Source organism: Acinetobacter sp. SH20PTE14, from assembly GCF_021391555.1.
Lineage (GTDB): Bacteria > Pseudomonadota > Gammaproteobacteria > Pseudomonadales > Moraxellaceae > Acinetobacter > Acinetobacter amyesii.
The window spans coordinates 1,091,594-1,106,909 of the sequence record NZ_CP090067.1 but is presented as its reverse complement, the minus strand read 5'-3'; the positions used below and the strand labels follow the sequence as shown (position 1 = coordinate 1,106,909).

Sequence of the window (15,316 nt, the reverse complement as noted above, 5' to 3'; positions counted from 1 at the left end):
ATCAAAAAAAGCCGCACATGAAGTCGGCTTTTTTTTGATTTTACTACCCATAAATATGTAATGCCGCTTTGAAAGTTTCTAAGTGCAGATTTACAAGATCATTCATATTTTGATAGCCCCCAGCCAATACAAACATCAGCGGAATATCTGCACGTTTAGCCAATTTAAAGACCATTTCTTCGCGTTTCTGTATCAAAGCGGTACTAAACCATGATGAGCCAAATGGGTCAGCTTGATGACAATCCATTCCTGCTTGATAAATGATTAAATCTGCACCCCATGCTTTGGCATGCTGTATTCCCTCATGTATAGCCAAGGTATATTGTGCAAAATTTCCACGATCTTTATGCACATGCCGAGTTAAAGAACGTTCATAAGTAGGACAACCAAAACGTAGCCCATAAATACTAAAGTTAAAAAGGTTCTCTAAGCGTCTAGTAAACTCAGCTGTACCATTCCCCCCATGTTGATCGCAATCGAGTACAAAGATTTTTTTATTCGGATTCTGCTGTGCCACAAAAGCCAAACCATTGAAGGTGCAAAATGATCCACCATATTCATACACTGCATGGTGAAAACCTTGTGCAACATTCGCTGCGATACCTTTTTGCAAAGCCAAATCTGCAGCCATCAACTGCCCTGCATTGATTCTCAGCACGGCATCTCGAAGCTGAGTATTCCAAGGCTTAAAACCTGAAAAGGTCGCAAGCTTAGCGGGCTGCCCTGTCATAAAAGCATCCACATAAACAGGATCATGTACTTGGCTTAAAATTTCAGCGTCGATACACTCAGGCTCATGTATTCTGATGTTCTGCCATTGTTCTAAAGCTGTTCCAACCGCCAATAATTTTTCCATACTATTGGTATGAGTATGAGCAAAATATTTTGGCGAAAAGCATACATCTAACATGATGGAAACACTCAAAGTTGCGCTATCGCCACATTTATTAATTGCTGAAGCTCAGTCGTACCTGGACTATACAGACCATTATCCACTTGCTGCTGAAAATGTGTACTGAATGCACGTTTTCGATTTTGTGGCGACACAGCCAAAGTCGTTAAGCGTAAAAACCACCACCCAGAAATGGCCTGATAAGGAATCACAAAACCTTTAAATTCACGATTCCCCCGTTTTTCAACTAATTGTTCTGCATCATAATCGACGGAAAAAAGTGAACCGGCTGGAATACGGACACCATTCATGAGTACAGGTTTCAAGCTGATACAAGAATGGTTATCCCCCATATTTAATTTTTCCATAAATAAGGGCTGACCGTATTCATCTACAAAAATATTAATTTCACCGCTACGAAATACACGTCGATGTGCAATTTTTAAAAAGAAATTTTCAGCCATTGGACAAGAGCCAACTTTTGGCTTATTAGCCAGTGCTTGTACTTCAACGATTTGGTTTTCAGTTGACGATTTTGGCAAAATCAGATCTTCAATCAAGGTACAAATAAGCTTACTTTCTTCCAAATTTGCATGTTGCTGAATTTGACGCAAACTTTTTTGAAGATGTAATTCTTTCTGTAAAACCTCGTAAAAGTCTGTAAATTGTTTCAATTGCTGAATATTTTGATTTAAATTTTGATTTAAATCTAGATGACGCCAACCTGACAAATCTAAATGATAAGCACGACTTTGATCTAAAATTTTGCGTAAACCATGCGTGTCATATTGATCAAAGAGTTTGAGATCTTGAAATTCATGTGATGCACGCGGCAAATTAATATATTCAGCTAAAACACGTGTGGCTTGAGTATATCCACAGCCACGTCGTTCTGTTTGATGTGAGTAATGCTCATTCAGCATTTCTGTCAATTTTTCTGACAAAGGATATGCATGCTCCTGAAAGAGCCGAACAACTTCATGTGCAGTAGCAGTCATGTATTTAACCAATCAAATCTGTGATTCAATTATAGATTTAAAATAACACTTATGAGTTAATTGATTTCTACTAAGCTATTGAAATTATGCAAATAAAAATACACTACGCAGAAAATTCACCAACCAATGCACAATTTATTTAGACAGACTGCTGCATTTTAATCCAATCTAATGGATCAACTGCATATTTTCAGTTCAATATCGCTGCGGAGGAATCGAATAGCTACCGGTAATATGAGCCACAGGCTCTTCAACACCCTCTGAATAAACCAATACCTCACCATAAATGATGCTTTTACCGACTTTAAGTAATCGACATTCTCCCCGCAAATCTTTATTCGCCTCAGGCTTCCTTAAAAAGTTAATATTCATACTTGTGGTGACTGCAAGTCCGACAATTCCAATCTCTGCAAGTATTGCCACATACAATGCAAAGTCCGCCAAAGTCATCATAGTCGGGCCTGAAACAGTATTGCCAGGCCGCAAATCTTTTTCAGTCACATGCCAAATTAAAGTGGCAGCCTTTTCACCAACTTCAACGATAGTGCAATGCTTTAAGCTTGGCGCAAATTCAGTCTTAAGGAAATTGATAATCTCCTGTTTTGTAGCATGCATAAAAAATCATCCATAACTTATGCTATGAATAATTTTTAAATCAAATACCCAAAGATTACTATGGCATTTTAGATCTGCTGTAGTTGCGATAATGCCTGTTGAAAAACCTCTTCAGGTGTTTGCGTCGCATCAAGGCGCTTCATGCGTGCAGGTTCATTTTCGTGAATTTCAGCAAAACCTGAACGCACTTTTTCAAAGAAAGTTGCTTTCTCTTGCTCAAAACGATCTAAAGCACCACGTTCACGTGCACGTAACATCCCCGTTTCAATTGGAGCATCCAACCAAAAGGTAATATCCGGTATACGCGCAACAAAACTTGCATTTAAGACATTGAGCTTGTCACGATCTAAACCACGTCCTGCACATTGATAAGCAAAACTCGAATCGGCAAAACGATCACATAAAACGATTTTACCTTCTGCCAATGCAGGTAAAATCACGCGCGCCAAATGCTGTGCGCGTGCAGCATACATAAGTAACAACTCTGTATCATCACTCATTGCTTCATCATGATTGACGGCCAAAAGTAATGCACGAATTTGTTCAGCCATAGGTGTACCACCCGGCTCACGTGTAAGTACGACATTTTTACCCAAATTTTGGAAATGATCATGTAATTTACGAATGAGTGTAGTTTTACCCACACCTTCCGTACCTTCAAAGCTAATAAACATGCTCACTCCTTAGTTTTTCGCACGAATTACAGATAAATATTCTTGTACCGCGCGGTTATGGTCTTGCAAATTACTACTAAATTTATGGCCGCCATTTCCTGTTGCAACAAAATATACATTGTTAGATGAATCTGGATGCATCGCGGCTTCAATTGCTTTTTGACTCGGCAAAGCAATCGGTGTAGGCGGTAAGCCGTTGATCGTATAAGTATTATATGCAGTAGGTGTACGTAAATCTTGGCGAGTGATATTGCCTTGGTATTTATCGCCCATGCCATAAATCACAGTTGGATCTGTTTGCAAACGCATCCCTTGTTTGAGACGACGCACAAATACACCAGACACTTGTTCAAGCTCACTATCAATACTGGTTTCTTTTTCAATAATCGATGCCATGATCAAGGCTTCATATTTATCTTTATACGGTAAATTTTGAGCTCGATTAGTCCAAGCCTGATCTAAGGCTTTGATTTGTCGGTTATATAAATCCTTCAAAATTTTTCGATCAGACTCGCCTTTTGCAAAGAAATACGTATTCGGTGCAAATAATCCTTCAGGGTGTGAATAGGGAATGCCGAGCTCTTTTAAGATTTCTGCATACGGTAAATGACTGATGTCATGCGTCACCAAAGGGTCATTTTTTAAAGCATCTATCAGTTGCTTAAATGTCGTCCCTTCGATCACTAGAATTCGATTCATTTGCGCATTTTCAGAATTCGAAATCAACTCCATAACTTCTCGTACACTCATACCTTCATGAATTTCATACACACCTGCTTTTAAGGTGTCATTAATCATGAACTTTTGGTACAACTTCAAAATAATAGGAAAATGAACTTGTTTCTCTTTGGCTAGTCTGTCAATAAATCCTGAATAGGTATCCCCTGCACCAATCGCCAACATTTGCTTTTTGCCTTCCACGGGATAGGCTTTAAATAAACTCGACCACAGTAAAATCGCCACAAGTACAACGATACCAAGTAGCACAACCAAACATGCTTTAAATGGAAAACCTGCTTTGGCAGATTTTTTCTTATTTGTTTTTTTAGACGCGGTGGACATATTAACGAATCTGACTTAATTGAAGTGTTCGGAAAAGTTCAATACAAGCTTGAACATCTAACTCAACCCCATTCAGAGTTGATGCAATTTTCATGGGACTTAAAGCATTGCAGAAAAAAACACTCTGAAAATGCGTAATTTCATCCATATTGACGTGACGTTGAGTACATTGAATCTGATGCTGCTGCATCCGTTTTAAAATTTCTGCACGCATGACACCATGCACGCCATTATAACGAAGTTCAGGCGTAATCCATCCTTCATTTGTACGAATAAAACAATTACTGCTCACACCTTCAACAACTGTACCTTGCACATCCGTCACCAAAGCTTCGCCCCATGGAGTTTGATCCAACTCTGCTTTGAGCATGACTTGTTCTAATCGATTTAAGGACTTTAAGCCCACCAAACTTGGCATGGTTAACCCAATAGCTTGATGTAATACACCACTTTCGACAGTTTCGTACTCAAAATCTGCAACGGTTTTGGGGTAATAAAACACCCAAACATCTGCTGGGTGCTCAGGTAAACTATAGCCACGCTGACCAATACCACGACTCAACACAATTTTTAAAGTGCCATTGACGACATCTTGTTTACGTAACAATTTTAAAGTGTCTTCAATAAGGTTTAAATCTGCATTTAGCTTTAATCGCTCATTGCTCAGTTTTAATCGTGCAATATGCAAAGCTAAAAGTTCTATTTGTCCTTGGCGAATACGTGCCGTGCTAAAACAGCCATCGCCATAGTGAAAGGCGCGATCAAGTAAATCAACTTGTTCTATTTGCTGCGCATTTTTAAAACACTGCATACGTCGTCATCCCAATTACATCACTTTATTTTAAAAAATAATCGCTCAGCATATATTTCTTTTTTGTTCATATTAAATTCTTTTTTAATTATTTTTTCTGCATTAAAACTACAGATATTCTTGCCTCATCCAACAAAACATGTATAAAAATTGAGGACAACATGAATCTATCTAAATTAAAACTTGGGGTTTTGGCTGCATTCATTTCTGCCACAGCATTCAGTGCATCTGCCAAAGATTTCTTAAATGTGTCATATGATCCAACCCGTGAATTGTATGACAACTTCAATAAAGACTTTAGTGTTTACTGGAAAAAAACCACAGGCCAAGACATTAACTTTAAACAATCTCATGGTGGATCAGGTAAACAGGCTCGTGCTGTTATTGATGGTCTAGATGCCGATGTCGTCACTTTGGCCTTGGCTGCAGATATTGATGAAATTGCTGCACGTGGTTTAGTTGCAAAAGACTGGCAAAAGAAATTCCCACAAAATTCAACGCCGTATACGTCAACCATTGTGTTCTTAGTACATAAAGGCAACCCGAAAGGCATCAAAGACTGGGGCGATTTAATTAAACCGGGTGTCGACATTATTACCCCGAACCCAAAAACATCGGGCGGTGCGCGTTGGAACTATCTAGCAGCGTGGGCTTGGGCCAAACATCAAGCAGGTGGTAATGATACAAAAGCCCAAGAATTTGTCCGTCAAATTTATAAGCAAACCAAAGTTCTCGACTCAGGCGCACGTGGTGCAACAACTACATTCGCTGAACGTGGTATTGGTGATGTATTGCTGGCTTGGGAAAATGAAGCACATTTGGCAGTTCGTGAACAGCCAGGTAAGTTTGAGATTGTGACCCCTTCACTTTCTATCTTGGCCGAGCCGCCTGTTGCGATTGTAGAAAAAAATGCCAAGAAAGATGGCAATGAAAATTTAGCCAAAGCGTACTTAAATTATCTGTACTCACCTGCAGGTCAAACTATTGCCGCACAGAACTATTATCGTCCACGTAATGCGGCAGTTTTAGCAAAATATAAAAATGTTTTTAAACCTTTAAAACTCGTCACGATTGATAAAGAGTTTGGTGGTTGGAGCAAAGTGCAGAAAAAACATTTTGAAAATGCTGGCGTCTTTGACCAAATCGTGAAGATCAATAATTCAAAATAATGCTTTAAATACTGAAAAGCATCTTCCTTTCGTATAAGGTCGATGCTTTTTTTTCATAGACATGCCTTTTATCTTTTTTATTCATATAAAATTCGTTTTTAATTATTTTTTATGCATAAAGATTGGCGCTATTCTTCACCCATGTTACAGATAAAGTAAAAATTATTGAGGTTCACATGAGTATTTCCGCAAAATTAAAATTGGGTGTTCTTGCTGCAGTCATTTCGACGGTTTCTTTTGGCGCAGCTGCGAAAGATTTTTTAAACGTATCTTACGACCCAACGCGTGAACTCTATGAAAGTGTGAATAAAGACTTCAGCAAATATTGGGAAAGCCGTACAGGTCAAAAAATTAATTTTAAACAATCTCATGGTGGTTCAGGCAAACAAGCGCGTGCAGTCATTGATGGCTTAGATGCCGATGTAGTGACTTTAGCACTTGCAGCGGATATTGATGTGATTGCAGAAAAAGCCAAACTTTTACCCGCAGATTGGCAGAAGAAACTTCCACAAAACTCAACGCCATATACCTCAACGATTGTATTCTTAGTCCGTAAAGGCAACCCCAAAGCAGTTAAAGATTGGGGCGATCTAGTTAAACCAGGCGTGGGTATTATCACCCCAAACCCGAAAACCTCAGGCGGCGCACGTTGGAACTATTTAGCTGCATGGGCTTGGGCAAAACATCAAGCGGGTGGTAATGATACAACGGCTCAAGAATTTGTTCGTAAAATTTATAAAAACACCAAAGTGCTCGATTCAGGCGCACGTGGTTCGACTACGACCTTTGCTGAACGTGGTATTGGTGATGTATTGCTGGCTTGGGAAAATGAAGCACATTTAGCGATTCGTGAACAACCGGGTAAGTTTGAAATTGTGACCCCTTCACTTTCAATTTTAGCTGAGCCACCTGTTGCTGTTCTAGAAAAGAATGCGGAGAAAAAAGGCAATCTTTATTTAGCCAAAGGCTATTTAAACTTCCTTTATTCACCACGTGGTCAGCAAATCGCAGCTCAGAATTTTTACCGTCCACGTAACGCTACAACGCTTGCACAATACGCATCAGTCTTTAAGCCACTTAAACTCGTAACCATTGATAAAGAATTTGGTGGTTGGGATAAAGTCCAAAAAGCACACTTTGAAAATGGCGGCGTGTTTGACCAAATCGTTAAAGCCAACAACGGAAAATAAGACCAGTCATTGACTGAATCAGGAGAACTTGACATGACACATACAGTAATTGTCCCGGGTGTAGGCGGTAGTGAACACGCACATTGGCAATCTTGGTTACAACGTCAGCTCATGTCTAGCTCTCGTGTTCAGCAAAAAGATTGGAATCACCCTGTACTAAAAGACTGGATTAAACAATTTGTTCAAACCGTACGACCTCTACAGGGTGAAATTCAAATTGTGGCGCATAGCTTTGGTTGTTTGACCACAGTGGCAGCATTGGCCTTGCATCCTGAACTGAATAAAAAAATCAAAAATTTAGTTTTGGTTGCGCCAGCCAATCCAGCTCGCTTTGGAGAAAACGGCTTTGCACGCGACAGTACAACGGATTACAAAGCATTTTTTCATCAGCTGAGTATTCGTGTGCCGACAACAATGTTGATTAGTGAAAATGATCCTTGGCTTGGCTTTGAAGATGCAAAACAACTTGCTGATGCTTGGAAGCTTTACCCTGTGAATATGGGTGCTGTGGGTCACATTAATGTTGCATCAGGTTTTGGACCGTTTCCTGAAATTTTCAATTACTTAATTTCAGAAAACCACATGAAACATATCAGCTTTACTGATGAAAACAAGTATTTATTTCAATTTGCTTTTTAAGTACTGAGCATTAAGCTTGTCGCAAAATCATTTATTCAATTTTGCTGACCTTTTAAGTCAGCTTTTCTCATTTTGAGGAGTCATCATGTCGCAGCGATCCCGAGTGCTGCCAGGATTTGGTCTTTCTCTAGGCTTTACCCTAGCGTATTTATCCTTAATTGTGCTCATTCCCCTTTCGGCCGTATTTATTAAATCTTTAGGTATCGGTTGGGAAGGACTATGGGAGATTTTAAGCTCAGAACGTATTTTAAAATCGTTACAACTGAGTTTTAGTGCCGCTATTATTGCTGCGTTAGTCAATGTGGTTTTTGGTTTGCTCTTAGCATGGTGTTTGGTTCGCTATACCTTCCCGGGTAAACGTATTATCGATGCATTGGTTGATTTACCTTTTGCATTGCCAACTGCCGTTGCGGGTATTGCACTGACTTCGTTATATGCACCGACTGGTTGGATCGGTCAGTACCTTGAACCCATTGGCATTAAAGTCGCATATACCCCGATCGGTATTACCTTGGCCCTCATCTTTATTGGTATTCCTTTTGTGGTTCGTACTGTACAGCCTGTACTGAGCGACCTAGAAACTGAACTTGAAGAAGCAGCTTCTGCACTGGGTGCAAATCGCTTTCAGATCGTGACCAAAGTGATCTTACCTATTCTATTTCCTGCGCTGTTAACAGGTTTTGCTTTGGCATTTGCTCGTGGTGTGGGTGAATATGGATCGGTGATTTTTATCGCAGGTAACCAACCCTTCAAGACTGAAATTGCCCCATTGATGATTATCTCTCGCCTTGAAGAATATGATTATGCAGGTGCGACCACGATTGCGGTTGTGATGCTGGTGATTTCTTTTGCCATTTTATTCTTAATTAACTTGGTTCAAGCATGGGCAAGTCGCCGTACAGGGAGAACTGCACGATGAATACGAACAGTAATGCGCTTGCGGAAAAATTACAGTCGCGTGATGCAACGCGTGAACCGACATGGGTTCGTTATACCCTGATCATCATTGCTTTAATTTTCTTCTTAAGCTGCCTGATTCTGCCATTGGTTTTGGTTTTCATTGAAGCCTTTAAACAAGGTGTTGGCGTTTACTTCCAAGCACTGGTTCATCCAGATACATTATCTGCGGTGAAACTAACATTACTAACAGCTGTGATTGCCGTACCGCTAAACGTGGTCTTTGGTGTAGCTGCGGCATGGTGTGTTGCCAAGTTTAATTTCCGTGGTAAATCTATTTTAACCACGATAATTGATATGCCATTTTCAGTCTCTCCGGTCATTGCTGGCTTAATGTTGGTACTGATTTTTGGTACTCAAGGTTGGTTAGGCGGCTGGCTAATGGATAACGACATCAAAATTTTATATGCCGTTCCAGCCATCGTCCTTGCTACTGTGTTTATTACCGTTCCTTTTGTGGCACGTGAGTTGATTCCATTAATGGAAGCTCAAGGAACAGAGGAAGAAGAAGCAGCAATCGTATTGGGTGCTTCAGGCTGGCAGACTTTCTGGAAAGTGACACTTCCAAACATCAAATGGGGCTTAATCTACGGCGTGATTCTATGTAATGCACGTGCAATGGGTGAGTTTGGTGCTGTTTCTGTGGTTTCAGGTCACATTCGCGGCGAAACCAATACCTTACCGCTACACGTAGAAATCCTTTATAACGAATATACCTTTAGTGCTGCTTTTGCTGTGTCTTCACTATTAGCGCTCTTGGCGATTGTGACCCTGATTTTAAAAACATGGGTTGAACTACGTCAGGAACGACAAGACAAGCGTAAAGAAGATTCACAAGTTTCTTAAGGAATGACCTCATGAGTATTCAAGTAAAAAATATTGAAAAACACTTTGGTGCATTCCATGCACTTAAAAATATCTCTTTAGATTTCCCTGATGGCCAGCTCGTTGCGTTGCTTGGCCCATCAGGCTGTGGTAAAACCACCCTGCTCCGTATCATTGCAGGACTTGAATCTGCCGATAGCGGTCAAGTCATTCTAGAAGGTGAAGATGCCACTAAAGTTCATGTCCGTGAACGTGAAGTTGGTTTTGTATTCCAACATTATGCACTATTCCGTCATATGACCGTATTTGACAACATTGCTTTTGGTTTACGCGTACGCCCACGTGCAACACGTCCATCTGAAGCGGAAATCAAAAAACGGGTTACTCGTTTGCTTGATCTTGTTCAACTTGGTTTCTTGGCTGACCGTTACCCTGCTCAGCTTTCAGGTGGTCAACGTCAACGTATTGCCCTTGCACGTGCATTAGCGGTTGAACCGCGTGTGTTATTACTGGATGAACCTTTTGGTGCATTGGATGCCAAAGTTCGTAAAGAATTACGCCGCTGGTTACGTACCTTGCATGACGAACTCCACATCACCTCTATTTTCGTGACCCATGACCAAGAAGAAGCGCTTGAAGTGGCTGATCAAATCATTGTGATGAACAAAGGCAACGTAGAACAGATTGGCTCGCCACGTGAAGTTTATGAAAAACCTGCAACACCGTTTGTATTTGACTTTTTAGGTCAAGCCAACCGTTTTGAAGGTCAAAATAGCAATGGCCTCATTCAAATTGGTGAAGACCGAATTTTGTTGCCACAAAACTCCAATGCGCCGCAAGGAAATGTCATTGCCTTCGCTCGTCCGGATGAACTGCGTATTCATGCACAGCCGCAAGAAAATGCCATCCAAGCGACTTTTGTACGTGAGCTTTGGATTGCAGGTAAAGTCATTGCTGAACTGCATGACCGTCAAGGCAATCTGATTGAAATTTCATTAACGGCAGATGAAGCGAAAGCACATCAATTCCGCCCAAATCAAACGGTATGGTTAAGTGCAACTAACTTGCATTTATTTGAAAACCAAGTTGCATAAAACAATAAGTTGGGGCCTTCACAAGCCCCACTTGCTTTTAAGGTAAAATAAAATTATGAATTTCCAACAATTAAGAATTATTCGAGAAACAGTACGTCAGAATTTTAATTTAACAGAAGCGTCTGCTGCACTTTACACCTCGCAGTCTGGCGTGAGTAAACACATCAAAGATCTAGAAGATGAACTTGGTGTACAGCTGTTTATCCGTAAAGGTAAACGTCTACTCGGTTTAACCGAACCAGGCCAGTCATTATTGGGTATCGTTGAACGCATGCTCGTGGATGCTGACAATATTAAACGTCTGGCAGATGACTTTAACAAAGTAGATGAAGGGACATTGACGATTGCGACCACACATACGCAAGCACGTTATGTCTTGCCGCCGATTGTGAACCAATTTAAAAAAGAATTTCCAAAAGTTCATCTAATTTTGCAACAAGCAAGCCCTATTGAAATTACAGAAATGCTCCTTCAAGGTGAAGCGGATATCGGGATCGCAACCGAATCATTAACCAATGAAGATAACCTGGCAAGCGTGCCTTACTACAACTGGCAACACAGCATCATTACGCCTAAAGAGCACCCACTGACCCAAAAATCAAATATCACCATTGAAGATTTATCGAACTATCCAATTATTACCTATCACGGTGGTTTTACAGGTCGTTCAAAAATTGATAAAGCCTTTGAAGATTCAGGCTTTGATGTTGATATCGTGATGTCCGCACTTGATGCAGACGTTATTAAAACCTATGTTGAACTTAATATGGGAGTGGGTATTGTCAACGATGTGGCATATGACCCAGAACGAGATTACCGTTTAAAACAAATTCCTACCGATATTTTTGGTGTTAATACCACTTGGATTGCTGTTCGCAAAGGACATTTACTACGCGGTTATGGCTATGAGTTTATTTCTTTATGTTCACCAGATGCCGACATCAAAGCGTTGAAAAAAGTCGCTTACCCAGAAGACTGATAGGCCAATTAACGAATTAAAGAGGACACCTGCTGTCCTCTTTTTTTGGTAAACACATATTTTATCTAGGTTTTCTTGGCTTTATTTTTAATTGTGATTAAAATACATCCAACACAATGAAAATTAAAACCTCATTACTTCCGACCCATAAGCCAGGACTTTATGAAAAATCAATTCGTCGCAGTGGCAGTCGGTATCGTCTGCCCCATACAAATCATGTATGCAGCAGGGATAGAAAACTCAGATCAATCGATCTCGGCCTTTCTTGAACCCGGAAATTATACTGAAGCCAGTTTCGCTTATGTTGATGCTCAAATTGACGGGAAAGTACAGAACCAAGGTTTAATTAGTGAACTAGGCGTAACTGATTTTTCTACAGGGAATCTCGCCCATCAACAATTTTCCGGAAAATTTGCACTCAAGGTTCAAGCACATGAAAATATTTCTGCGGGGGTGATTTATGAGCAACCCTTTCATACCGATATCAGTTATCAATATAGTCCTCGCTTACCAGATAGCTCAAATATCGATATTGAAAGCGCCGATATTAACTTTAGAACGCATAACCTAACTGGACTGGTAGGCTATCAACCCAATAATAATTGGAATATTTATAGCGGTTTAAGCCTACAAACATTTAAAGGTGATTTAAAAATTTCTGGACAACAATATGCTGCTCTCAATGGCTACCATGCCGATTTTAAACAAGATGAAGCGCTTGGTTGGCTGCTCGGATTCAGTTATCAAATCCCTGAATATGCTATTAAAACTAGCCTAACCTATCGTTCAAAAATCAAACATGAAAATAAGACCTCTGAATCAACTTTATATTCAAATGGTCCTTTTCAATTAGTACTTGACACCCATACCTCAATTCAAACGCCACAAAGCGTCAATTTTGATTTTCAAACAGCCATTAGCCCACACAATGTTGTATTTGGCACAGTTCGGTGGATTAATTGGAAAGATTTCAACATTCAGCCACCGCAGTTTAATGCCGTGCTTCAATATGCAGCACTCGATCCACAATACCGTGATTTAGCTGATATCCAATTGGTGGAATATCAGAAAAATCAATGGTCAGGAAAGTTAGGGATTGCACATCAATTGAATCCGAGTTGGCTCGCTGCTGCAGAGTTTATTTGGGACAACGGGACAGGAAATGCGGCGTCTACCTTAAACCCAAGTGATGGCTATCGAGGTTTAGGTTTAGGTATGATGCATAAATTTAACCCGAACAATTTTCTAGCGACTGGCCTGTATTATATGAAACTCTCAAAACCATCGAATACTGAAACATCTCATATTTCAGGTCTTGCAAGTGTCTCAGACAATGATGCCATGATCTATGGTCTGAAATTTGGTCACAGATTTTAAACGCTTTCTAAAAACAAAAAAAACGAGCCGAAGCTCGTTTTTTTTGTTTCAGTAAGAACTTACCAATGGTAGCTCACACCTACTTTACCTACTGGAAGCCATTCATATTTGTCATCTTGTTCGATGCTACGTTCATGGTCAGCAAGTAATTCGCGGTCAGCAGCAGTACCACCAACAGCCGTTAATTTTGCAGTTGGGTTACCAGTGTAATAAGCACCTACTTCACCGAATACGCCCCAGTTTTTATTTAATTTTGGTGCAAAACCAAAACCTAGGTATGGTGCGATATCGTTATCGTAAGACACTTTACCGTTTAGGCGTTCGAAAGAAGTTTCTTTACCATCAATTTCGATTTCACCGCTTTTCGCTGTAGATTTCAAACCATATTCAGTGTCGATATAACCTACACCCGCAGCAACATAAAGACCTTGAGCCCATGGATTAGCACTTGCACCCCAAGGACGAACTTCTGCATTTAAGTAACCAACTTTGTTATCCATATCCATGTCGTATTTTACGCCATCGACAGATAAATCATCAGACCATGAAATATCACCACCGTTATAACCTAATGCAAGGCCGACGTATGGGTTCGCAGTCCAAAGTAACGCACCACCATAACCAGTCGTACCCACTTCTAGACGAGCGCCAGTTGGGATAAGTTGGTTTTGATCAAATGCATAGCCATCATGAACTACAGAGGTATCTGCCATTGCAGTACCTGCAGCAGTAAGTAGAGCAGCTACTGTTAATAAACGTAATGATTTCATGTGTTTCTCCTCAAAATAAACTGTTATTCAGATTTTACAGACTTGTTATATGGCACATGTTAAAAGGAAACACAGCTCAACATTTATGCAAATTTACTGATTTTTTGTTAACTTTTGATACATTTAGATTTTAATATTGATTAATAAAGAGTTTTTGTTTCATTTTTTTAAATATAATAATGATGTTAAGGAACAATTCTGTATATTTTGCGTATTTTTTATACAAACCTTATGAAAATGCTAAATTCATCACTCTTAATTTCTTGGTTTTAGTACTTGCTTAATAATTAATTCCGATCCTAGGCCGATTTACCATCTATTTTTAACTCGATTTAGTGTAAAATCTTGGAAAATTTTTTTCTGGATGGAAGAACATGTCTCAGCTTTCAACAATCATTGAACAAGCGTTTGAAGACCGTGCTAATTTCACTGCAGCTGACTGTCCTGCTGAAGTACGTACAGCAGTAGAAGAAGCGATCGCTGGCCTAGATAACGGTACATTACGTGTTGCTGAAAAAATTGATGGTGAATGGATTGTTCATCAATGGGTGAAAAAAGCCGTTTTGCTTTCATTCAAATTGAACGACAACAAACCAATGGAAGCTTGTGACTTACGCTTCTATGACAAAGTTGATACTAAGTTCTCTGACTGGACTGAAGAACAATTTAAAGCTGCTGGTGTACGTGTAGTACCACCTGCTGTAGCACGTAAAGGTTCTTTCCAAGCAAAAAATGTTGTATTGATGCCTTCATATGTCAATATTGGTGCATATGTTGACGAAGGTACTATGGTTGATACATGGGCAACCGTTGGTTCATGTGCTCAAATTGGTAAAAATGTTCACTTATCTGGTGGCGTTGGTATTGGTGGTGTTCTTGAACCACTTCAAGCGAACCCAACAATCATTGAAGACAATTGCTTTATTGGCGCGCGTTCTGAGATCGTTGAAGGTGTGATCGTAGAAGAAGGTTCTGTGATTTCAATGGGCGTATTTATTGGTCAATCGACTAAGATTTATGACCGTGAAACTGGCGAAATCCATTACGGTCGTGTTCCTGCTGGCTCTGTTGTGGTTTCTGGCAGCCTGCCTTCTAAATGCGGTAAATACAGCCTATATGCTGCAGTAATCGTGAAAAAAGTTGACGCGAAAACTCGTGCGAAAACAAGCTTGAACGAATTATTACGCGAAGACTAAGTTTTATTTCAGCGGAGCATTCGTGTTCCGTGGAGCTTCTATCGCTCCTCGTCTCTACGGTTAGCAAT

At 40.1% G+C, this 15,316-nt stretch carries 16 protein-coding genes; 9 read left to right on the top strand and 7 right to left on the bottom strand.

Annotation, left to right across the window (positions count from 1 at the left end; all coding sequences use genetic code 11):
- Positions 1-43 precede the first annotated feature (43 nt).
- The 6 genes from LXF01_RS05430 to pabC form a co-directional block, all read right to left on the bottom strand.
- On the bottom strand, positions 44-910 hold the full coding sequence (locus LXF01_RS05430; protein WP_078190334.1) for a histone deacetylase: 867 nt from the start codon (positions 908-910) through the stop codon (positions 44-46).
- A gap of 11 nt (positions 911-921) precedes the next feature.
- Complete coding sequence (locus tag LXF01_RS05425) at positions 922-1,890, bottom strand: hypothetical protein (protein WP_111883972.1); 969 nt, start codon at positions 1,888-1,890, stop codon at positions 922-924.
- 195 nt (positions 1,891-2,085) lie between these two features.
- Positions 2,086-2,505, bottom strand: coding sequence for a PaaI family thioesterase (locus LXF01_RS05420; RefSeq protein ID WP_180076822.1), 420 nt, complete (start codon positions 2,503-2,505; stop codon positions 2,086-2,088).
- A gap of 68 nt (positions 2,506-2,573) precedes the next feature.
- Positions 2,574-3,179 (bottom strand): dTMP kinase, encoded by a 606-nt coding sequence (tmk, locus tag LXF01_RS05415; protein ID WP_180083952.1) that lies wholly within the window; start codon positions 3,177-3,179, stop codon positions 2,574-2,576.
- Between the two features lie 9 nt (positions 3,180-3,188).
- A complete protein-coding gene (gene mltG / locus LXF01_RS05410; RefSeq protein ID WP_180083950.1) occupies positions 3,189-4,241 on the bottom strand; it encodes an endolytic transglycosylase MltG in 1,053 nt (350 codons plus the stop codon).
- A 1-nt stretch (position 4,242) separates the two neighbouring features.
- Positions 4,243-5,052, bottom strand: coding sequence for an aminodeoxychorismate lyase (gene pabC, locus LXF01_RS05405; RefSeq protein WP_180083948.1), 810 nt, complete (start codon positions 5,050-5,052; stop codon positions 4,243-4,245).
- Positions 5,053-5,213: 161 nt separating this feature from the next.
- Between pabC and LXF01_RS05400 the strand changes: the two genes are divergently transcribed.
- The 8 genes from LXF01_RS05400 to LXF01_RS05365 all read left to right on the top strand — a co-directional run bounded on the left by LXF01_RS05400 (position 5,214) and on the right by LXF01_RS05365 (position 13,282).
- Positions 5,214-6,221, top strand: a complete 1,008-nt coding sequence (locus tag LXF01_RS05400; protein ID WP_180083946.1) for a sulfate ABC transporter substrate-binding protein — start codon at positions 5,214-5,216, stop codon at positions 6,219-6,221.
- 176 nt (positions 6,222-6,397) lie between these two features.
- Positions 6,398-7,411: a sulfate ABC transporter substrate-binding protein gene (locus tag LXF01_RS05395; protein ID WP_078192016.1), complete on the top strand. Its 1,014-nt coding sequence runs from the start codon at positions 6,398-6,400 to the stop codon at positions 7,409-7,411.
- 33 nt (positions 7,412-7,444) lie between these two features.
- Positions 7,445-8,050: an alpha/beta hydrolase gene (locus tag LXF01_RS05390; protein WP_078190341.1), complete on the top strand. Its 606-nt coding sequence runs from the start codon at positions 7,445-7,447 to the stop codon at positions 8,048-8,050.
- Between the two features lie 85 nt (positions 8,051-8,135).
- Positions 8,136-8,969, top strand: coding sequence for a sulfate ABC transporter permease subunit CysT (cysT, locus tag LXF01_RS05385; protein ID WP_180003266.1), 834 nt, complete (start codon positions 8,136-8,138; stop codon positions 8,967-8,969).
- Positions 8,966-9,853, top strand: coding sequence for a sulfate ABC transporter permease subunit CysW (gene cysW, locus LXF01_RS05380; protein ID WP_233945148.1), 888 nt, complete (start codon positions 8,966-8,968; stop codon positions 9,851-9,853). Before cysT ends, cysW begins: the two co-directional genes overlap by 4 nt.
- Before the next feature lie 11 nt (positions 9,854-9,864).
- Positions 9,865-10,926 (top strand): sulfate/molybdate ABC transporter ATP-binding protein, encoded by a 1,062-nt coding sequence (locus tag LXF01_RS05375; RefSeq protein WP_233945147.1) that lies wholly within the window; start codon positions 9,865-9,867, stop codon positions 10,924-10,926.
- A gap of 55 nt (positions 10,927-10,981) precedes the next feature.
- On the top strand, positions 10,982-11,905 hold the full coding sequence (locus tag LXF01_RS05370) for a CysB family HTH-type transcriptional regulator (protein WP_078192020.1): 924 nt from the start codon (positions 10,982-10,984) through the stop codon (positions 11,903-11,905).
- Between the two features lie 162 nt (positions 11,906-12,067).
- On the top strand, positions 12,068-13,282 hold the full coding sequence (locus LXF01_RS05365; RefSeq protein WP_233945146.1) for an OmpP1/FadL family transporter: 1,215 nt from the start codon (positions 12,068-12,070) through the stop codon (positions 13,280-13,282).
- Between the two features lie 59 nt (positions 13,283-13,341).
- On the opposite strand, the gene carO is transcribed toward LXF01_RS05365, so the two are convergent.
- The gene (gene carO, locus LXF01_RS05360) at positions 13,342-14,052 is read right to left on the bottom strand and encodes an ornithine uptake porin CarO (RefSeq protein ID WP_180023341.1); all 711 of its coding nucleotides are present in this window, start codon (positions 14,050-14,052) and stop codon (positions 13,342-13,344) included.
- 374 nt (positions 14,053-14,426) lie between these two features.
- Between carO and dapD the strand changes: the two genes are divergently transcribed.
- Positions 14,427-15,248, top strand: a complete 822-nt coding sequence (dapD, locus tag LXF01_RS05355; RefSeq protein WP_233945145.1) for a 2,3,4,5-tetrahydropyridine-2,6-dicarboxylate N-succinyltransferase — start codon at positions 14,427-14,429, stop codon at positions 15,246-15,248.
- The last annotated feature ends 68 nt before the right edge of the window (positions 15,249-15,316 follow it).